The organism is Mariniblastus fucicola, from assembly GCF_008087665.1.
Lineage (GTDB): Bacteria > Planctomycetota > Planctomycetia > Pirellulales > Pirellulaceae > Mariniblastus > Mariniblastus fucicola.
In genome coordinates this window covers 1,814,220-1,836,719 of the sequence record NZ_CP042912.1, presented here as the reverse complement: position 1 = coordinate 1,836,719, position 22,500 = coordinate 1,814,220, and the positions used below count along the sequence as shown (strand labels likewise).

The window sequence follows — 22,500 nt, the reverse complement described above, 5'->3', positions numbered from 1 at the left end:
TTTGAAAAACCGGACCGGAGCCTTATTTCGTTTTTTATTCAGAAACATCGACGGTGAACCTTGACGTCGATCCGAAGTCTTCTATATTCACGCCCCTGCAATGAGCGATGGCGAGAGTCACCGCGACATGGCGGTCTTCAAAAAGTGCTCAGATCGAGTCAAGTTTGCCTTCGGGCGAGTCGATCAATTGCTCTTGTCGAGGCAGTTTAGAAAACTTCACAGTTTACTAAATTTTGCCGTTGACAGTTGAAGACCCAGCCATAGAATTGCGGTCCACTTGATGGGAAACCATCAAGGGCGACTTTCTTCTGAGAGTCGTTTGTGTTGCCTTCTGGTAACACTTTGTTCTTTGACAATTTGGTAGAGACCTCTTGTAAATTCCAGAGCGAAAGCTCTGAGTTATTAATAAGCACAAGATCATGTGAACCAAGCTTGGTAGCAATTTATTCCAGCTACCAGGCCCGGTCAAACAGAGCACCGATGAGGTGCGTCAGCAGGAACTTCGGTTTCTGAACTGACTCAATTTGGCTAGAGCAACTTTGGCTTGCCACTGTTGTTCGAACTAACATTGTTAGTCGTCTACAAACCTTCTTCGGAAGTGTTTTGTAGCAAGCATATAATTGAAGGGTTTGATCCTGGCTCAGAATGAACGTTAGCGGCGTGGATTAGGCATGCAAGTCGAGCGAGAAGCTTTTAAAAGATACTTCGGTTGATTTTAAAAGTGGACAGCGGCGAAAGGGAGAGTAACGAGTAGATTACGTACCCGAGGGTCCGGGATAGCTGCGGGAAACTGCAGGTAATACCGGATAATGTTTCCGAACCAAAGATTTATTGCCCTCGGAGCGGTCTGCTTACTATTAGCTTGTTGGTGGGGTAACGGCCTACCAAGGCGAAGATGGTTAGCGGGTGTGAGAGCATGGCCCGTCTCACTGGAACTGAGACACTGTCCAGACACCTACGGGTGGCTGCAGTCGAGAATCTTCCGCAATGGACGAAAGTCTGACGGAGCGACGCCGCGTGATGGATGAAGGCCCTCGGGTTGTAAACATCTGTCGTAGGTTAGGAAATTTTGACCGATCCTAGGAGGAAGCACAGGCTAAGTTCGTGCCAGCAGCCGCGGTAATACGAACTGTGCAAACGTTATTCGGAATCACTGGGCTTAAAGGGTGCGTAGGCGGATTTGTAGGTCAGATGTGAAAGCCCACGGCTCAACCGTGGAATTGCGTTTGAAACCACAAATCTTGAGGAAGTCAGAGGTATGCGGAACTGATGGTGGAGCGGTGAAATGTGTTGATATCATCAGGAACACCGGTGGCGAAAGCGGCATACTGGGACTTTTCTGACGCTGAGGCACGAAAGCTAGGGGAGCGAACGGGATTAGATACCCCGGTAGTCCTAGCTGTAAACGATCTGTACTAGTCCGTGGGGACCCCCACATCTTCTCGGACGTAGCGAAAGTGTTAAGTACAGCGCCTGGGGAGTATGGTCGCAAGGCTGAAACTCAAAGGAATTGACGGGGGCTCACACAAGCGGTGGAGGATGTGGCTTAATTCGAGGCTACGCGAAGAACCTTACCTAGGCTTAACATGTTTGGGAACGTCTGTGAAAGCAGGAAGTGCCTTTCGGGGAACCCTTACGTAGGTGCTGCATGGCTGTCGTCAGCTCGTGTCGTGAGATGTCGGGTTAAGTCCCTTAACGAGCGAAACCCTTATCACTAGTTGCCAGCGAGTAATGTCGGGGACTCTAGTGAGACTGCCGGTGTTAAACCGGAGGAAGGTGGGGATGACGTCAAGTCCTCATGGCCTTTATGCCTAGGGCTGCACACGTCCTACAATGCACTATACAAAGCGTTGCGAACTCGCGAGAGTAAGCTAACCGCATAAAGTAGTGCCCAGTTCGGATAGCAGGCTGAAATTCGCCTGCTTGAAGCCGGAATCGCTAGTAATCGCGGGTCAGCATACCGCGGTGAATGTGTTCCTGAGCCTTGTACACACCGCCCGTCAAGCCACGAAAGTTGGGGGGGCCCGAAGTCGCGATTCTAACTGCTTGCAGAAGATAGCGCCGAAGGTCAACTCGATGATTGGGACTAAGTCGTAACAAGGTAGCCGTAGGGGAACCTGCGGCTGGATCACCTCCTTTCTAAGGATAATTTTGTCGGTCATTCGTTTCGAATGGCATAACGACATATCCGTGGGCATGATCTTGTTGCTTAAGTCGGATACGCACAGCTTGCTGAGTGAATCATTGACTCGTGAGGTCTAACTGTTAAATCAGTGACTACCATATTGATAGCATAACCCGCTGTTGGTCTAGCCAGATCCGACAGCGGGTTTTTGCATGCGCGGTACCTTTTCAGCAGGCTTTGCAAATTTCAACGTATTGGCTGCTTGGTACTCGAATCCCGAAACACTTGATCAAAAAGGTTTCGCGACCCGCGCTCTACCAATCCAATCCCCCAAAATATTCCCCGGCTTTGCCCCAACCTCACGCCAACAATCCCGTCCCACTCTTACTGTTGCCGGTCGATCTTCTGGGTTGGTAATCAAGCTCCGGTCAACGATTACGTTTCCAATACTCGAAACCCAAATCAGTGATCCAATTCGCACCGCCGCCATCCGCCCAACTATTCCGCGGCTTTGCTTTTCGTGCATCATTCTAGAAATTCGATTCCAAGGCTGAACGATACCCAACAACTGGGAAAATCCACGCCCCTCCAAATCGGCCGCAGCAAAAGAGATTAATCGCTTGTATACACCGCGGCCCCGTGCATCCGCGTGAACGAAAGCGCAATACAGCCAAGCCTGTTCCTTTGTGAACTCGAACCTGACTCCCAGATTGTTCTCCAAAAAACTTTCGGGAGCCGCCCAAAGTCCTGCCAACAACTTACCTGGATCATCTGCGTCATAGACGGCATAGCCAATGTCGTTGCAAGTTGTTTTAATCGGAACCGAGTTCCATGTGAATTTTCGCAACGCGGTCCTCGCGTTTTCATCGGAGTCCGGGCCGAGGCACCTCACGATTAGTCTGTCGTCGGGTCGAGTTTTCGCGCCCAATGATTTCAGTTTCTGAATACTCAGATCGTAGATATCGCCTTTCGAGTATCGAAAGATCCACGGAGGCACGAATCGATTGAATTGAACTTCCAGCGTTCGAAACAATCCTTGGGATCGAGCCTTCTCAATTTTTGAGCGAATTCGTTTCATGGCATCCGACTTGGCAGAATGGAGTTCTCAAAACATACGTTGCACACATGCGGGAACTGAACTTTTCCGCACGCAACATTGGATTGGATATCTGCTTTGTAGGATTTGAAACGGTTCAAGTCGTCGAATGATGACGGTTGCGGAGATAAATCTGAATTCGTGCGCTGTCTGAGTCTGGAGCGTTCACCAAGGCAGCTTCAGGAACTATCCTGTAGGTAGTACTTATTCCAGTTCCTATTCTCTGGCTCCGAATGATTCAAAAATTCAAATCGATCGCTTTTTACGTTGGCATATTGTCTCTTTTGTTCGCGATGCAGCTCAATGCCCAGCAAGACCTATCCAAAAAACAGCTAGAGCATACTGACTACGACCGTTGGAGTACGATGTCGCGATCGACCGTTTCCCACGATGGCAATTGGGCGATGTTCGGAGTCCAAAACGGTGCGAGCGACGGCGAAGCAACGATTACATTCCGCAGCCTGGTTTCGGACAAGCAATATGTCGTCGAGCGCGGATCCGGTGCCAGGTTTACGCCAGATAGCAAGTTCGCTCTTTACCGAATCACGCCTTCGAAAAAGCAGCTGAAGAAGCTTCGCAAAGAAAAAGCCAAGCCTTCTGAACTCCCCAAAGCGGTCTTTCAAGTCCTGAACCTCGAGTCGGGCGATCTGACGACGATTGAGAATGTAAAATCTTTTCAAACACCTGAAGAAAATGGCGACTGGGTCGCCTGCCTGCTGGAGAAACCTGATGCCCGCGATCAATTGAAAACGCAAAAGGCGTCTGTCAAAGAAACCTACGAGGTAACCGAGAAAGGACTTAAACGTCCCGCAAAACCATGGAAACTGAAGAAGCGTCCTTCAAATCCATCGACGGAAAAACAAGAAGAAACAAAGTCGAAGAAAAAGTCATCCAAGGAATCGAAGAACAAGAGTTCTGGGAAAGGCGAAAAAGAAACTTCCAAGGAAGGCTCCAAGTCCAAAACAGATGCGACAGAAAAGAAAGACAAGAAACTGGGGACGCAACTCGCACTTGTGAACCTGTCTACGGGAGTCCAACGCACGTTTCCCAATGTGACGTCGTTCAGATTTAGCAAGTTTGGCGATTCGTTCGCGTTCGCAACTTCGGCTGAAACTGGCAAGAAGAAAGAAAAATCAGCCTCGAACAAGAATGAAAAATCCAGCAAAGGCGAGAAGGAATCAGATTCAGAAGTCGAAGCAAACCCAGACGAACTCGACGGCGTTTACTTGATTGAACTCGATACGCTGAAGAAAACAAAGATCGCTGAAGGACTCGGGAACTACAAGAGATTTGCTTTCAACGAAGACGGTTCGCAACTCGCGTTTCTCTCAGACAAAGACGACTACGAATCAGAAACACCTTCCTGGTCGCTCTACCATTGGAAATCGCGATCGAAAGTCGCGAAAAAAATTGCTCATGAAGGCGAATCAGGCATTCCGGATGGATGGTGGGTTGCTTCGGGTTCGTCTCAGCAATTCTCGGAAGACGGAAAGCGTCTCTATTTCGACACAGCTCCGATTCCCGACCAAGTCTTGAAGGAGCGAAAAACGGACAAGAAAGAAGAAGACGAAGATACCGTGAAATTGGATGTCTGGCATTGGCAGGATCCACAGCTTCAACCGCAGCAAATTCTTCAGGCAGATCGAGAACGCAGAAGAGACTATCGGGCCGCGTGGATTCTGAAGTCGAAAAAAATCGTGCAGTTGGCGACTCTGGAAATCCCCAACATTTCGATCGACGTCAGAAGCAAATCCAAACTCGCGTTAGCAAATACAAATCTGCCTTACCAAAAAATGATGTCTTGGGATGTACCAGGATTCAGCGACGCCTACCTGGTCAATCTCGACACCGGCGAGCACGATCAAATTCTTCAGAAAGTCAAATGGTTCGCTTCCATGTCACCAACGGGGAAGTACATCACCTGGTTTGACGGCGAAGAACAGGCTTGGTTTGCGAAATCGACATCGGACCTCGACGGCAAACCGACTCAAATCAGTAAAGGCATAAAGTATCCACTGTTTGATGAACTTCACGACACGCCAAGCCTCGCTCGATCGTACGGATCGGCAGGTTGGCTGAACGATGACGAAGGTCTACTTGTCTACGATCGCTACGATATCTGGAAACTCGATCCGACTGGCGAAGAAAAGCCCGTATGCATCACCGACGGGGAAGGTCGGAAGAATGAAATCCGCTACCGCTATGTGAGACTCGATCGCGAGCAGCGTTTCATCGATCCTGAACAGCCGATGATGCTCAGTTCGTTCAACACCGAAACCAAAGCCAGTGGCTATTCTCAATTGAAACTGGAAATTGATGAAGAAGACGAACAAGAGTCTTCACCGCTGACAAAGTTGATCATGCTGGAAGAGAATGTCAGTGGATTGAGCAAAGCGAAAGATGCCGATCGAGTCATTTTCACTCGCAGCACCTTCCGCATGAGCCCTGATTTGTGGCACAGCGATATGAGTTTCAAAAAGATTCATCGCCTTAGTGATATGAATCCGCAACAGGAAGACTATTCATGGGGAACGGCTGAGCTGGTCAAATGGGATAGCGCCGATGGCGACGAACTGGATGGGATACTCTACAAGCCAGACGGTTTTGATCCGGCAAAGAAATATCCGCTGATGGTTTACTTTTACGAGCGGAATTCGGACAACCTGCATCGCTACTACTCACCGGCGGCAGGACGTTCGATCATTAACTTCAGCTTCTACACCAGCCGCGGATATGTGGTTTTCATTCCGGATATTCCATACACGACCGGCGAGCCAGGCCAAAGCGCAGCCAATGCGATCCTGCCTGGCGTCGAACATTTGATCGAGCAAGGCTTTGTCGATGAATCGAAAGTCGGCATGCAAGGACACAGTTGGGGCGGCTATCAAACGGCCTATCTGGTTACGCAAACCGACATGTTCGCCTGTGCCGAATCGGGAGCTCCGGTTTCCAATATGACCAGCGCGTACGGTGGCATTCGCTGGAGCAGCGGCATGAGCCGGATGTTCCAATACGAGCGAACGCAAAGCCGAATTGGTGAAGACCTTTGGTCGGCACGCGAAAAGTACATTCGAAACTCTCCCGTTTTCTACGCGGATAAAATTAATACACCGCTATTGATTCTGCACAATGATCAGGACGGAGCTGTTCCGTGGTATCAAGGAATTGAGCTTTTCGTTGCATTGCGTCGTTTGGAAAAACCGGCTTGGATGCTGAACTACAACGGCAACCCGCACTGGGTAATGGGCGACAAAAACCGTCGCGATTTCGCGATCCGAATGCAGCAGTTCTTCGATCACCATCTGATGGATGCCCCTGAGCCTGAATGGATGGCGTTCGGAGTTCCAGCCGTCAAGAAGGGAAAAGAATTCGGGTTGGAGTTGCTCGAACCCGAAGTCGAATCTTCAGAAGAGAATTCGGAGGAAGCGAACTCAGAGGACTAAATCGGTTCGATCGTTCTGGAGTTTATCGAACGAAACTGTGGGCGAGTGAATGACAAAGTTTATTCGCTCGCGTTTCGCACTCATGTCGATACTTTGCGAACGCCTCTGATTTTGCTGATCAACCAGGCACTGTTTGACAGGTTGATTTTCATGTCGTCAACGCGGCCAAACAGTGCCTGGCTAGATCGAATGCTTGGACTCGCCTTCGCCTTCGAATGGCACGTACTGGTCCAAACGAAGACTGCGACCCTGAATCAAATAGGTGACGCCGCGCCACGTAATTTTCCTCGCAACGATCGCCCGAATGCAAGCGATCGCGTAAACCGCTTGTGCCACTGCGACCACCAACAGAGCTCCCACGAATCGTGGAACTCCGATTGGTTCGAGCCCAATCGCAGAATCTGAAGTCTCGATCACGCTGCGCCGAATCGTGGTCCAGGCCAGGACGGACATGATTCCGCTGGCGACGATCGAAAGCGTTGTCCATAGCACCATCGAAACGTCGCCGGCCCAGATCGCCCAGCCCAACGTTGAGAAGATTGCGACGATCAATGACGACGCAAACGTCATTTGTATTGCTGTGAGCCAGAACCCGGGTTCGTGAATTCTGGACCAGGTTAGTATCCTCGACATCCATCGCGTCACAAAACCTAATGTGCAGGATTCGCGATTCACCATCACCATCGAAGGCAGCGACAAACAGCTCAGGTTCTGTTTCGCCAAGAGTTGTTTGAGCGGCCCATCGTCAACGGCCGACTTTCGCCAAACGCTGATCAACCCGGTCTCGCGAATGTCAGAGGCTCGCATTGCGTACGCACCGGCCCATGGGTTTTGAAAAAGCATTGAGAAGAAAAGGGCTCCCGCGTACCACATACTTCGAACCATCGAACCAACCGAGGAAGGAGCTTTGGGCTCGAACCATTGATTTCCACTGGCGAGTCCCGCTTGCGGATTCGAGTACAAGGCTCCGGTCAAAGTCGCGATCATGTTCGGTGGCGGATCGGAATCGGCATCCACCATCACAAAATATTTCACGTCCGGATCAACTTCCAAGACACGTTCTACTCCTTCCGCGATCGCACTACATTTCAGCGTACAGGTCGACAACGGGTTTTGAAGATGTCGAATCAGCAATCGTGATTCGTTGGCGACGCTTTGCAAAATGGAATTCGCAGGATCCAATTGGCTATCGACGACAACACAGATTTTGTATTCGCGAAAGTTCTGATTCAACAGGGAACGGACTGCGTCAGCCAAAGTCGGATCAGCTCCGCGGACGCCAAACACGATCCAGGTTGAGTGCTGTTCTTCGGCAGGCAGCAGCGTTGGCCTCGGTCGTTGTCGCATTTGATTGCGATACCAGACTGTCAGTAGCAGTTGAATCAGAGCACTGATCGTGATGAAAAAACAGGCAATCATCGGCTCAACAGCAACTGCGTCATCAGTTTCGCAAACCGCGGAACGTCGCCAAGAAAATCCAAACCGGCACGCAGGAGCCCAATTTTCTGGATGCCGTCGGGTCCGAGGCGATGAGTACAAGTAGAACCAGAGATCAAGTTTCGCCCGCCGGCAAGTCGCTCGTTCTCGCGGGCTTCTTCACCGCTAACGTAACACTTCATGCGGCTGGCCTTCATGTGCGTGTAGTCGTGGGTTTGGTGAACTGCTTTGACTTGCCGCGAAAGATCGATGACCGGGGCGCCGTCTGGCTTGACGCTGGCAACCATCCAGTTGTCCCAATTGCCGCGACCGACTGCGAATGGCGGAACAGCCTGGAACATATTTCGCGGGAACGCAAAGTATTCTTTGCATACGTGCGACGATTTCGTTCCGTGCGAATCGCAGCGCCGCCGAAGCCACTGCCTCTGTGAATCATTCTCAAAATCCAATTCCCGGTCAATTGGAACGTCCAACCGTTGCCCGATCGCCAACCAATGCTCAAACTGATCCTGATTCGCAAGCGCTTCCATCGCGTCTGTAAAACTGCGATCCAGAATGACGTCTGAATTGCAATAAACCAGAATGGGCGACGTTGAAACCGCATGAGCCATCGAGAATGCAGATCCGACCAACGGCGTTCCGTTTTCGTTGCGTTCAATCTGGGCTACATGAGCAATCTCGTGTTCTGCGGCAAATTCCGCGATTCCATCTTCGTCACCGAACAACAGAACATCAACGGCAGGACTCAGCTGAGACCAGGAGCGGAACGCGTTCTTCTGAATCTGATTTGCATCTCCAACGAATGCCTTGGGCAACGCAAAGATCGTCACCGGAGCATGGCAAAGCGCTGCTCGTAGCGACGTTTCGGAGTTCAATTTTGAGTTTGCTGTTTTCTCGATCACGACTACACCATCGAGAAAAGCAGTTTGAGCTTTCGCCAATTGATGATCCACGCACGAATCACGCCAACAGCCTTTCGGTCCCACCATTTGCCAAAATTGAACCCTGGATCTTCCGGGCGCCAACCTTTCCACGCGGTTTGATCGAGTTCGTTGTAGTACGTCTCTTTTAAAGGATGGGAAGACTCATAGTCCCAAGGCTTCCACTCGGTTGTGTAGTGAATAATCGCCGGGCGGTCGCGCATCGCCTCGAACCCTTCGTGATCGACGGGACTTTGCTCGGAACCTGGATACTCGTAGACGTGGGCTCCCTGATTCCAGCGAAGCGGAAGTTTTCCCCACCGTCCGGCGAACACCACGTTCAGCGCGTACTGGTCCCAACACCAAACGAATTTTGAATTCTTGCGCAAGCAATCGAACAGCCGCTGCTCAACATTTTCCTCACGCCATTTTTTCAGATTCAGCACCATCACGCCGCTGTTGAAATAATTCGCGCTGCCGTCGATTCCAAGATCTTTCCAATTCGCAACCGGCGAGATCGCTGCAAGGTAAGGCTTGGACGACTGCAGATCGGCGTCGGAAACTTCGCGGGCATCGATAAAAGGACAAGCAATATCGGTGGCCGCCAGACAGTAGTTGTCTCCCAGTTCCATCTCCCACATCTCGGTCAGGTCATCACGAACGAGAACATCGGAATCGAGATAGATGACTTTTTCGATCGAACCAGGCAACAGCCGAGCGGCCATCAGTCGCAAATAAGCTGTGTGCGTGATGTGATGCGACGTCATCAAGTCACTTACTTTTGACAAATCAGGTCGCAGCAGATCAATCGTGACTGGATAATCGATCAGCGATTCACGCACGGCGGCGAGGCTGCTTTCTTCGATTCCACCATCGAACAACACGACATGGAGATGCCGCCCCGGCTTCAGAGATACAGCTGCGGAATGCAGCATCACAGTCAACGGCTTTACATAGTTTTCATCGGCAGCGCACAACACGATTGGGTCGGCGGTTGAGGCCGATTTCGCGATCCGATCGGTTGTGGCTGGATGGATGGTAAGCATCTGAATCAGGTTGCTTTTCTGTTGCGATTCATAAACTGAATAAACCGTTCCCGGATCCTTACGATGGGTCCGGCAATTGGGTGCTGGTGAATCGACTCGAAGATCGAATGAGCTTCCGCAAGTTCCGCTCTGAGCCCGTCTTCGATACGATGCAAGTGCTCGATTTCGCGTCTCGCGTGAGCCAACTGAGCTTGAAGTTCCGGTACGTCACAATCATCCGTGAATTCGTTGTAGTTGGCAAAGACGGAGGCGAAATCCATTTTGCAATGCGCTCCGCCTAACTCTGACGCCCAAACAGCGTTCGGCAACAAACTGGAAGTAAATTCAAACGATTTAGTCGTATCATTTTGCCTGTCCGTTTCGGCGAACATCGAATGTATCAATTGAACCAGCCGATCGGTGGCCGATTCGCAAACTTGAAGAGCGTCGCCAAGAACTCCGTTTTGAAACTGAAGTCTCGCAGCCGACGGGTTTGCAAGCTGTTCAATGACAACGCCAATCGATTGGCTCGAACGAATGTTCCACGCGGCGGGAACGTATTGTGGACAGAGATGGTAATCCAGAAGTGCGGTTGGCTTGTGCTGCAACATTGCTTCCAGCATGGAGGTCGATGGCGCTGTAACGACTGCATCGCAGCGTTCGATGGCTGCATGCAATTCCGTACCGTTGAGATTGGAAAGTCGATTGGCGACATCGATTCGTTGATCCAACCCTGCCGTCAATCGCCATTCAACTTCGATCTGGCGACCGAAAACGGAAGTCGTTGCTTCAAAATACTGTTTCAAGTCTGACAAACTACGAACCGTGGTCTCGATTTGTTCATCCGTGAATCCCGGCGTTTTCGCGGTTGAAACGAGGATACGAAATCGCGAATTGTCGACAGCCGGTTGGTATCCGGTTGATTCTCGCCATTGTCTGGTCCTTTGGTCGAGCCTCGGAATTCCGACAACTTCGATCTTTCCCGCGTTGCCCCAACCGGAAAGCACGCGAGCCTGCGATGGTCCGATCGCGACGACTTTATCGCAAAGGACAGGCCTCATGGTGAAGGGACAGGCAGGTTCGTCGTCCCGATTTTGCCAAGCATTGCGCCATTCAAGAATCCCGTCCACCAGATAGATCGTCGCAACGCGTTTCGCTTTCAGTTCAACAACGGCGTTGCGAAAACGATCGAAGTGCTCTGAAAAGAAGATTGCGATATCGCCATCGTTCGCTGCATCAACCACTTCGGCCGGATCGATGACCTGCGTGCCAAACGAATCCACGTCCATCAGCGGTGCAGCATGATGAGCAACCTCGGATTCTGTGCCAACGAAGTAGACGGTCCGCCGCACGACTTTACCGGCCCTAGCGCTGGTCGCCATTGACACTCAATCCGTCATTTCGCGAGCACAATCGAAAAAGAACTTCACCGTCCATGTCGACATCATAGGAATGCACGCTGCCGTCGCCGAGCACGAAATTTGATGTGCCCGGATGAGCCGAACCCCAAACAGGTTGTTCACCGGGAGGAAAACCAGCGTCCGCAGAGCGTGCCATCTGCAATAGGATTCCGCCAATGCGAGTGAACGTCGCCGGCTGGTCGCCGTTGTAAATGCAGCCATCGGCCCAACCATCAGGTTCGCGAAGATGTTTTGGATCGAGATGTTTTTCGCCAACGAAAATCGTATTAGACAACCCGTCCGAAACAGAAGTAAACGTATAGCGTCCTTTGATCGGTCCGACCAACCGTCCGTCGACGACAGGGTTGTCTTTGGCCAGTCCGGAGTTGAAGACGCCGTCCGCATCGCCGCTGAACAGCGTCCATCCGAAATCGAGAAAGTGCACATGGGATCCGGCGTTTCCGGCATAGTCTCCAACGACGCCGACAGGCCAGTCATGACTTTCGGAGTTGCTGATCTCAACGGACGATCGACGGCTTGGGCAAATCATGACCGCGGCGCCACGATTGACCACATTCGGATCCTGCATCGCGTAAGGCGCTTGCATATCAAACTCGTTGCAAAGATTCTTCTGCTCCATGAACGGCAGCAGCAACGTTGGCCAAGTCAAAAATCCGTCAGCCGGCCGCGATGGCGGTATCTGTTTATGCGCGCCTTCGTAAGAATGGATCGCCAACCCCATCTGCTTGAGGTTGTTGAGACATTCGGTTCGACGAGCCGCTTCGCGCACACTTTGCACAGCCGGCAACAGCATACTGACAAGCACTCCGATGATCGAGATAACGACCAACAGCTCGACGAGCGTAAATCCCTGTTTGCGATTCATTCGTGTGCAGTCAAAAGTGTCTTGGGCTCCGGGGACATCTGTATTTCCGGACATGTACAGGTTAACTCCGCGATGGAGAGTCAACAAGAAATAGCACTCGTCTGGACCCGCAAATGTGCAGGAAAGCGTAACCTGGCGCCGTTTTGACCATAAGTTGGACAGTTACAAAAATGTTAAAGTCCCGCCCCTCAGTCTCCAACGCACTCGGAAAGAATCTTCCGATACACGTCAGCGGCCTGGTCGTAAGCCTTCTTTGCAGCCTCCTGCTCGGATTCGCGAATCTGATGTTTCTTCGCATCCCAACAAACGCCAACAGCGTCGATACACCATTGGGCACTTTTTGAATTTGCCCGAATCGGTTGCCCATCGACGTGGACAAAGATCGGATTGGTGTGACTCGACGGAAGAATTCGAACAGCAACCCAGGATGATTTTTCGATTTTGAGTTCCGTTTCAAACGTGTTGAATTTTCCATCAGCAACCAGCATTTCAGTTTTGACGACTTCACCGTTGACGACAATCTCAACCGGCACTGTGCGGGTCAATCCGATTCGGCAACGCTCAATGTGCCAATACGGTTTCTCATCAAGCCGCCGTTCACGGATGGCTTCAGTTTCTTCCGTCGTCCATTGGGGAAGCATCGCCGTTGCATCGAAGCTGAGTTTCACCGTTGACGGTTCTTTCAGGTCAATCCGACTGTTCGCTGAAGAATCGTTGACTTTCTCGCCAACGCCAAGCCCATTGATTTTGAAGTCAACGATATGGCTCAGCCCATCGGACACGTAACTCCGCCCGTCACGCAAACCTTCCACCCAGGTGTTGTAGTTCAGCGGCGTGTCGTCAGGAAACTTTACGTACACGCGACCGAGCCCAACTTTGTCATCGTAGATGCAGGGAAAGTCTGTCTCACCGCTGATGCGAGTTGTCATGCCACAGTTGAGCGTGTGATACCAGATGTTCAATTCCCAGAACGCCGGCGTATCGACGGCTGAGATGAAATCGCAAACATTGTGCGCGGCGGTCACGACGTATTCGTTGGCTCCAATTCCATCGAAACGCGGCATCGCGTAATCCGGCAACAGTTCCGATGGCTTGCCTCGCCAATCATCTGGCGCTCCGCCCCAACGTGCCTCCGGAAATCCGCGTGATCCGTCGGGCATGATATCCGGTGTCGCGATTCCCCAACCGCTGTGGCTGTATCCGACAATGCCGCCTTGCTCTTTGCCCCACTTCAATACCGGCAACGTCCAGCTTGGCCAGTCTTCAAGGTTTTCGGCATCGGGATAGTCGTCTTCGGCCAGCTTAAGCAGACAAAGATGCCCGCAGTGCGACGATGGAAAGCCGCTGACTTCGACGTCGTAGCGCAGAATGTTTTCGGGCGTCGACAGTTTGGAAACGTCGCCATTGAAGTACTGTTTCTGGGTGTACCAGCACGGCCCCCAACTTAGCACGTTGCCAATGTTGAGATCTTCTCCACGCACGTGACGCATCATGGCTTCGGGACCGACGCCTTCGGTCGGGCTGTCGTAGTGTGAACAGCCTGCCGCATGGATATGGTGATCGCCAGAAAACCAATTGCGTTTCGCGAGATGCGTCCAGCGTTCAAGTCGAATCGACAACTCATGCGATTTGGCATCGGCAATCGTTTCCTTGAACTCAAGCGGCAAATATTCGGGGCCGCGTGACACCGTAAATGAATACTTGCCTGGTGGAAGCCAAACGGATTCGCCGTCACTACGATAAACCTGGCGGTGAAAGAAGAAGTCCGGCGCCAGCCGACGGCTTTGGTGCGGATAAACGCGACCCTGTTCGTCGACGATGACAAACGAAGCCGTCGTTGGTTTGTTGTCGAAATCCCGCACGTTGAGTTTGACTTCTACGGCTCGCTGACAGTCAAACAGAACCGGCATGGCGCTGCGAAAGCCAATGTCTTTTGTGCCGGCGCCGATGTGAAACGATAACGAAGCCTCTCGCTGACCGGCGTCGCGACTGTACAGCAACAGCACGCGATACTCGAGCTCCAGCCCGGAAAGTTTTCGCTGCAGCGGAGGACGGTCGAGCATCGAAATGGTCAAAAATCGATCGAGAACTTCATCCTGATCGACCAGTTTTTCATCGGAGCGCGGACGCTCCCGAGGCCATTTGCCTTGCTGATAAACCGGTGCCGCGTTGGGGCTTTCGACGACCAACAGCGGATTGATCCTGGCCATATTGTGGACTTTGACCAGAAAGGCCCGCCATCCGTTTTGCATCAGTTCTTTTTTGCATTCGCCAACCCGAACTTTGACTCGGCTCTCTGCGTTGATTTCGACGTGCGCAAGGCAAAGCGGGTCGAGTACTTTCTGGATCCCGGCAACCGATTCGGCGCCGGGTTTACGGAACGCTTTCTCAAGCGCCGCAGTTGCTTCTACTGACAACGGCGATCCGGCGGCTTCGAGTGCAACCATCATTCGCTTGGTCGCGGCAACGAGCGGTTGTTTATCGACACCGTCGACAAGTTGCACCGCGTGGCAGGGTGCTGGTTGCAGAAAACACAGTCCCGACAGTAGCGAGAACAGCAACGCGAGTTTGAGTTTCATTTCGAAAACCGGTTCGATTCAATGGTGGTCGTTTCAAGCCATGAATTTAGCCCTGGTTCGCGCGAATGTACAACGCGCTGCTGAAATTGCGGATGCGATGGTTCTGGTTTCCGTTGGATCGGCGCATAAAAAAACCGCAAAGCAATTGCGATGCGGCAAAAATTTCATCCGGCGGTCGTAGCGATGGGAGTCGCTGGGAGAAAAACGGAAGTCAGACGTGCTGAGCACTAGCCTTTGGTGACTCCGGTTAACCCAAAAATTGGTCCCTCAGCCGTAGTTGCCAGATGAGTTTATATTTTAGGTTACCGTTGCCTGTTTGCAAACATTAACCTGTGTTCTTATCGGACAGACAGCATCGATTCTTGATCACGCTCCCTGCAAATGTTCCTCAAGAAATTCTCTGAATTTTGAATTTTTAAGTTGCTTGACTTCCCGGAACGAAAGCCTAACCACCTGGCGGTCTCCGTCGGTGCTGACTTCCGGATCGTCGGCCAGATCGGCGACTCGCCCTAACGTCATGTTCTCATCCGAATTCGCCAACTGTAACGTAAGGGCTTCTGCTTTCTTGGTCTGAATACTGGCCCATGGTTCCTGACTATCTGGCAAACGGAAGTGCACAACCTGCTCGTTGGTCCACTGAAATTCACCTTCCGGAGCCGCCTCAAGTAGCAGATCACGAAGTGTCTCCAGAACTTTCATGTCCCAACTAATGTCACCGGCAGTAAAACCCTTTTTCATAAAGTGCCATTTCTCACCAAGCTTCGCCCAGGGAGTTTGCTCACTGATATCGGTATCGACACTTTCAACTTTCTCCGTGAAACTCTGGATACACTCGTCGATAAACTTCCAGAATTCAGGGATGTCGATTTCTTCCCACGAGTGGGCTTTGATTTCGACTTCTTGCCATCCGCCGCGTGTGTTGTTCACCTGGACGCGAGGCGAGTTTCCGTAAACCGGCAAGTGGTCCATCTGGTTTGGCGACGGCAACGGAATACGGTCCTGAAGCTCTTCCTGCTTGAACGTTCGCGGACGAACGCGGAACTTGAGCTTCACGAACCACGGGTCGCCCGTCAGAGCGTTGAAGAACCAGCCGTTCTTTTTGACTTCGCCGAAAATCTCAACCGTCGCACGCTCATTCCAACTGGTATCGCTGAAGCCTTCACAATTTTCGATTCGGTCGACGATCTCGTCCAGAATTTTTCCGTTCCAGTTGATAATCTCTCCGTTGCGACCGACCCGTCCGCTGGTGTGCCAGGTTCGCCCGTCAGTTTCCCACGGCATCTGCACGGCGTCGCCGACTTCGTCGATATCCATATCGCCTTCAAGCCACTCATCGTCTGCCGCCGGATCGTATTTTTCGCGTTTAAAGAACGGACCTTCGGCAAGCGTCGGAGCCAGTGCTTCTCCGGTCCAACTGCGTGGCATCGGAGCAGCCTTTTTGGTCGTTTTCTTCTTCGCTGGTGAAGCTTTCGATTTCTTCTTGACTGGCTTTGGCTTGGCGTCGGCTTCTGCCAAAGCTTTGGCCTGTTCGGCGTACTCGACGACCATTTCCGGCGTACCAGCGATGACGACTTCGCCGCCTGCGGAACCGGCTTCAGGGCCCATATCGATCACCCAGTCAGCGCACTTAATCAAGTCAAGATTGTGCTCGATGACAACGACCGTGTTGCCGACATCGACCAACCGTTGGATGACTTCGATCAGTTTCTTGAGATCCTCAAAGTGCAAACCGGTTGTGGGCTCATCCAGCAAATACAACGTTCGTCCGGTGTCGGGACGCGCGAGTTCCGCCGAAAGTTTCACACGTTGAGCTTCACCGCCGGAGAGCGTTGGCGCGCTCTGGCCGAGGGTTACATAATCAAGTCCGACATCGCAAAGCGTTTTCAACGTGCGACGAATCTTGGGAATCTTGCGGAACAGTTGGAGTGCTTCGCCGCAAGGCATGTTCAGCACGTCCGCGATCGATTTACCGTTGAATTTCACGGACAACGTTTCTTCGTTGTAGCGTTGCCCTTTACAGGTCTCGCATGGAATCCAGACGTCCGGCAGGAAGTGCATTTCGATGCAGTACATTCCCTGGCCGGTACACTCTTCACAGCGTCCGCCGGGAACGTTGAAGCTGAATCGACGCGCCGTATAGCCACGAACTTTCGAGTCAGGCAAGTTGGCAAACAGTTCACGAATTTGCTCAAACACTCCGGTATAAGTCGCCGGGTTTGAAGACGGCGAGTTGCCAAGCGGCGTTTGGTCGACGCGAATAACTTTATTGATCGCCTCCAGGCCGCGGATGCCTTTGAACTGTCCAGGCGTTTGCGACGACCGGTGCAAACGGCGAGCAAGAGCCTTGTACAGAATCTCATTGACCAGCGAACTTTTGCCACATCCCGATGGTCCCGTGACGACGGTCAGGGCTTCCAGCGGAAACTTGACTTCGATGTCTTTGAGGTTGTTGTGTCGGGCGCCGACAACGTCCAGCGTCATGGCCAGACTTTCCTCCGACGAAGCATCGATCATCTTCTTTTTGGGAGCTTTCTTCTTCGTCGCTTTCTTCTTTTTCCCAACCGGCGGTGCGTCGAGAGAAAGGGCAGGGCGTCGGTTGGTCGGAATCGGAATTCCATCTTTGCCACCGAGGTAGGGCCCCGTAGTTCCCAGGCCTTTCCTGGCGATTTCAGCAGGCGGACCGTGCGCGACGATCTCGCCGCCGTGCACACCGGATTTGGGACCGAAGTCGCAGATCGAGTCGCTGCTTTCGATGACTTCGCGATCGTGCTCCACGACGATTAGCGTATTGCCAAGATCTCGCAGGCGATGAAGCGCCGCCAACAACCGGGTATTGTCTCGCGGATGCAACCCAATCGTGGGCTCGTCGAGCACGTACAGCACGCCGCACAGCCCGCTTCCCAGCTGGCTGGCAAGCCGGATTCGCTGGGCTTCGCCGTTGGACAGCGAACCTGCCGTTCGGTTCAGCGTGAGGTAGCTCAATCCGACGTCGATCAGGAACGAAATGCGACTGGAGATTTCTCGAATTAGTTCGCCCGCGATTTTCTTCTCGCGTTTATCGAGTTTCCATTTCTTGAGCGTCTTGACCATTTCGCCCATCGGCAAACGGCAGATTCCGTCGATCGTCAAATCCCGGAACCGAACCGCGGCAGCGTCTTCTCGCAATCGACTTCCGCCGCATGCACCACATTCGACTTCTCCGATCAACGACTGCAGACGCGTGCGAAGCGTGGCCGAACGCCGCGAGGCTTCTTCCATCGTCGGATAGAGACCTTTGAACTGGAACGAAAACTGAACGTTGCCCTCTTTGTCTTTGACTTCAAACCAACGATCGCCCGTTCCAAAGAACACCATCCGTCGTTGACGTGCGTCCAACTGGTTGAACGGTTTGTTGTCCGGAATCCCGGTTCCTGTCGTCCAGGCCTTCAGCATGCCGGCCGACATTTTTGATTTCAAAGAAGGCCAAATCGTAATCGCACCGGCTTTGATTGAAAGTTCCGGATCATCGATGATGACTTTCGGATCGGCTCCAGTTTGCGTTCCAATACCTTCGCAATCGGTGCACCAACCAAGCTGGCTGTTGAAGGAGAAGTTGTGTGGACCCAGCGTTTCAAACGACCGACCGCAGCAATGGCAGGCCAGATGCTGTGAGTGTTTGACGACGTTCCAGAAATTTTCCGGAACGGCTTCGTTCGGTTCCGCAACGTGACAGACGCCGACGCCGATCGACAACGCAGCCTCGATACTGTCCGCGATTCGCGAGCGTGATCCTTTTTTGACGACGATGCGATCGACAACGATTTCGACTTTGTGCGAACCGCGCGGATTGAGCGCGGGCAGCGAATCGACTTCGTGAGTTTCTTTGTCGATGCGAACTCGCTGGTAGCCGTTGGCGCGAATATCATCCCACAGCTGTTCGTAGCTCTGTCCCGATTCCGGAGCGACGGGAGCCATCAGCAACAGCCGCGTTCCTTCGTCGTAAGCCAGGATTTTGTCGACGATATCGTCCGAAGTTTGCGTTCCAATCGGTTTGTCGCAATCCGGGCAATACGGCGTGCCCAAACGAGCCATCAGGATCCGCAGGTAGTCATAAACTTCCGTGACAGTTCCGACGGTGGATCGGGGAGTCGAACCGAGCGTTTTCTGTTCGATCGCAATCGCTGGCGAGAGTCCTTCGATCTGATCGACGCGAGGTTTTTCCAGCTGGTTGACGAACTGGCGAGCGTACGAGCTGAGGCTTTCGACATAGCGACGCTGGCCTTCGGCGTAGATGGTGTCCATCGCCATCGAGCTTTTCCCGCTGCCAGACGGACCGCTGAACACGGTCATCTTGTCTCGCTCAACATCGAGATCAAGCGTCTTCAAATTGTGCTGTGACGCACCACGGACTTTGATTTCCGTCGCCAGCGTCGGCGTCATCGATTTCGTGCCGGACTCAGGAGCCGGAATTTCAGCTCGCGGTTCAAGTGCCTTGGCGATCGCCTTTCCGGTATGCGATTCCGGGCACGCCGCGACCTCTTCAGGCGTTCCACTGATCACCAACTGACCTCCGCCCGAGCCACCTTCAGGACCAAGATCGATGACCCAGTCCGCTGTTTTGATCACGTCAAGATTATGCTCAACGACCAACACCGTGTTTCCTGCTTCGACGAAATCCTGCAGGACCTGAAGCAACAAACGAATGTCGGCAAAGTGCAAACCAGTGGTGGGTTCGTCGAGCAAATACAGCGTCTTGCCGGTTGAACGTTTGGCAAGTTCGCGAGCCAGCTTGATTCGCTGAGCCTCACCACCGGACAGCGTTGGCGACGGTTGCCCGATTTTGAGATACTCCAGCCCGACGGCTTGCAGCGTCAGCAACTTTTTGTGAATCGCAGGAATGGATTCGAAAAAGTGCAACGCCTCTTCGATCTCCATCTGCAGCACGTCCGCGATGGACTTGCCTTTGTATTGGACCTGCAGCGTTTCGCGATTGAAACGGGCTCCCTGGCAAATCGGACACGTGACCCAAACGTCGGCCAGAAAATCCATCTCAAGTTTGTTCGAACCGTTGCCTTCACAGGCTTCGCAACGACCGCCACGAACATTGAAGCTGAATCGACCGGCTTTGTAGCCGCGAGTTTTGGCTTCGGGAAGCTGCGTGTAGAGCTTGCGAATTTCGTCGAACAGCTTGACGTAAGTTCCCGGGTTCGAACGTGGTGTGCGGCCGATCGGAGACTGATCGATCGCGATCATTTTGTCGAGATGTTCGAGGCCAATGATCTCACCGAACTCACCGGCTTCGCTGATTCCGCCGTTAAGTTCCTGCTTGAGAACTTCTTTCAGAATCCCGTTGACGAACGAACTTTTCCCGCTTCCCGAAACACCAGTGACGCAGACAAATCGCCCCAGCGGAATTTCGACATCGACGCCCAACAGATTGTTGTGCTTGCAGTTCGTGATCCGCAAGCTCTTTTCCGGGTCGGTCAGACGACGCTGTTCCGGAATTTCGATTTCCAAACGACCGGACAGATATTGCGCTGTGAGACTTTTCTTGTCCTTGATGATTTCCGAAGGGTGTCCTTCGACGACCACTTCACCGCCGCGCACACCCGGTCCAGGCCCAAAGTCGATCAAGTAATCGGCCGCTCGCATTGTGTCTTCATCGTGTTCGACCACGACGACGGTGTTGCCAAGATCGCGAAGGTGTTCCAGCGTGCTGATCAGCCGATCGTTGTCACGGGCGTGCAGACCGATCGATGGCTCGTCAAGAATATAAAGCACGCCGACCAGGCCGGCACCGATTTGTCCGGCCAGTCGAATACGCTGCGTTTCGCCACCAGAAAGCGTCGGTGCGGTCCTATTGAGTGTCAGATAGTCGAGGCCAACGTTGAGCAGGAATCCCAACCGGTTGCGGATCTCCTTGAGCGGTTCGGTGGCCACGTAGTTGCGAACGTCGTCCAGATCCAAACCTGAGAAGAAGGCCCGAACTTCAGCGATCGACAGGTTGCAAACATCCGGCAGCGAAAGTTCGGGTTTGTCCGCGAAACTTTCGTGCGTCGTTTTGAGCCGGAAGTTTCGCGACTGGCGATTGAGTCGAGCGCCACCACATTCAACGCACTTGATCTCGTTCATGTACGCTTCAAGGCTGCGAATCTTGGGAGCGCTGGTCAGCTGTTGGTACTTTTCATCCAGCTCCGAAACGATTCCTGGAAACTGCCCGCCGTACTTCATCGGCGAGTTGCCACCTTTCCAGGTGTACGTGATGTGCATGTCGTCGGTACCGTACAGCCACATGTCCTGCTGCTGTTCCGTCAGGTCTTCCCATGCAGTTTCCAGCATCGTACCGGCTTCGAGATTCAACTCGCGTTCCACGGTGTCCGCGACACCCTGATAGATGTGGCGTTTCCAACGACCGAGGTCTTTCCATTTCCCAAGCAATTCGAAACAGCCCTGTTGGAAGGACTTGTGCGGTTCGGGAACCAGCAAATCGCGGTCGAAGGTGAACACATCGCCCAGGCCATCGCAACCAAGGCACATGCCTTGCGGGCTGTTGAAGGAAAACATCTGAGGCGTCGGAGGCGAGAAACCCAAACCGCAGCCGGGACAAGCGTAGTCGGCCGAGTAAACGCGATCGCTGTCGGAACCGCTGATGCTCTTGTTACGAGTCTTCTTTTTACGTCGCGACGTTTTCCCGGTCGATTCCGCTTCGGGCGCATCCGGATTCACGGGCGCGGACTGTGCCGCAGACTCGTCGGCGAACTCAACAACCAACGTTCCTTTGCCAATCTTGAGCGCAGCTTCGACGGACTCGGTCAGACGACTGCGGATCGCGGGACTGGCGACCAACCGGTCGATGACGACTTCGACATTGTGGCGACGGGAGCGGTCGAGGTTAATTTCACTCGAGAGCGAAACGGTTTCGCCGTCGACGCGGGCACGAGAGTATCCGCGACGCAGCAATTCGGCGAACAGGTCTTTGTGCTCACCTTTCTGAGCTCGTACGACGGGAGCCAAAATCGAATAGCTGGTGTTTTCAGGAAGCGTAAAAATGCTCCCGATGATCTGATCCTTGGACTGCGCTGTGATCGGCGTGTTACATTTCGGGCAGAAGCCCTGACCAACCCGTGCGTAGAGAATTCGGAGAAAGTCATAGATTTCGGTGATCGTTCCGACGGTCGAACGCGGATTGTTGCCGGAGCTTTTCTGTGCAATCGAAATCGATGGACTCAAACCCGAGATCAGGTCGACGTCCGGCTTCGACATTTGGCCGAGGAACTGTCGCGCGAAACTGGACAGACTTTCGACATACCGACGCTGTCCTTCTGCGAAAACGGTGTCGAACGCAAACGAACTTTTACCGCTCCCGGAAACTCCGGTCAGGCAAATAAGCTGGTTGCGCGGAAGGACAAGGTCAACATTCTGAAGATTGTGTTCACGAGCACCTTTTACAACGATATCGGAAGCTGGCATACGGCGGCGTATTCCTGGCAGAATGGTTGGTTCGAATTTTGCGAACCGCACATTATAGAGACATTCTCCGCCCTGCCCACCCGAAGTTTCAGAGTCGCGCGTTCGCGCACACGTTGCCGAATTCCGCAAGCCCACGCTTG

At 52.7% G+C, this 22,500-nt stretch carries 9 protein-coding genes and 1 rRNA gene; 2 read left to right on the top strand and 8 right to left on the bottom strand.

Annotated elements, in window-relative coordinates; translation table 11 throughout:
* Nucleotides 1-617 precede the first annotated feature (617 nt).
* Nucleotides 618-2,139: ribosomal RNA gene (locus MFFC18_RS06770) — 16S ribosomal RNA — on the top strand.
* A 275-nt stretch (nucleotides 2,140-2,414) separates the two neighbouring features.
* Here the strand turns inward: MFFC18_RS06770 and MFFC18_RS24845 are convergent.
* Nucleotides 2,415-3,203, bottom strand: coding sequence for a GNAT family N-acetyltransferase (locus MFFC18_RS24845; protein WP_075083186.1), 789 nt, complete (start codon nucleotides 3,201-3,203; stop codon nucleotides 2,415-2,417).
* A 251-nt stretch (nucleotides 3,204-3,454) separates the two neighbouring features.
* Between MFFC18_RS24845 and MFFC18_RS06765 the strand changes: the two genes are divergently transcribed.
* Nucleotides 3,455-6,664 carry a S9 family peptidase gene (locus tag MFFC18_RS06765; RefSeq protein WP_075083185.1) on the top strand — a complete coding sequence of 1,070 codons (3,210 nt, stop codon included), beginning with the start codon at nucleotides 3,455-3,457 and terminating at the stop codon, nucleotides 6,662-6,664.
* Nucleotides 6,665-6,844: 180 nt separating this feature from the next.
* Here MFFC18_RS06765 and MFFC18_RS06760 read toward each other — a convergent pair whose 3' ends face one another.
* The 7 genes from MFFC18_RS06760 to uvrA form a co-directional block, all read right to left on the bottom strand.
* Nucleotides 6,845-8,083 (bottom strand): glycosyltransferase family 2 protein, encoded by a 1,239-nt coding sequence (locus MFFC18_RS06760; RefSeq protein WP_075083184.1) that lies wholly within the window; start codon nucleotides 8,081-8,083, stop codon nucleotides 6,845-6,847.
* Complete coding sequence (locus MFFC18_RS06755; protein ID WP_075083183.1) at nucleotides 8,080-9,003, bottom strand: hypothetical protein; 924 nt, start codon at nucleotides 9,001-9,003, stop codon at nucleotides 8,080-8,082. Before MFFC18_RS06755 ends, MFFC18_RS06760 begins: the two co-directional genes overlap by 4 nt.
* A gap of 2 nt (nucleotides 9,004-9,005) precedes the next feature.
* Entirely contained in the window at nucleotides 9,006-10,067 is a 1,062-nt protein-coding gene (locus tag MFFC18_RS06750) for a glycosyltransferase family 8 protein (protein WP_075083182.1), read from the bottom strand.
* Between the two features lie 5 nt (nucleotides 10,068-10,072).
* Nucleotides 10,073-11,428, bottom strand: coding sequence for a hypothetical protein (locus MFFC18_RS06745; protein ID WP_075083181.1), 1,356 nt, complete (start codon nucleotides 11,426-11,428; stop codon nucleotides 10,073-10,075).
* The gene (locus MFFC18_RS06740) at nucleotides 11,412-12,332 is read right to left on the bottom strand and encodes a DUF1559 domain-containing protein (RefSeq protein ID WP_075083180.1); all 921 of its coding nucleotides are present in this window, start codon (nucleotides 12,330-12,332) and stop codon (nucleotides 11,412-11,414) included. Before MFFC18_RS06740 ends, MFFC18_RS06745 begins: the two co-directional genes overlap by 17 nt.
* 188 nt (nucleotides 12,333-12,520) lie before the next feature.
* Nucleotides 12,521-14,911 carry a CehA/McbA family metallohydrolase gene (locus MFFC18_RS06735; RefSeq protein WP_075083179.1) on the bottom strand — a complete coding sequence of 797 codons (2,391 nt, stop codon included), beginning with the start codon at nucleotides 14,909-14,911 and terminating at the stop codon, nucleotides 12,521-12,523.
* Between the two features lie 366 nt (nucleotides 14,912-15,277).
* The gene (gene uvrA, locus MFFC18_RS06730; RefSeq protein ID WP_075083178.1) at nucleotides 15,278-22,360 is read right to left on the bottom strand and encodes an excinuclease ABC subunit UvrA; all 7,083 of its coding nucleotides are present in this window, start codon (nucleotides 22,358-22,360) and stop codon (nucleotides 15,278-15,280) included.
* Between the last annotated feature and the right edge of the window lie 140 nt (nucleotides 22,361-22,500).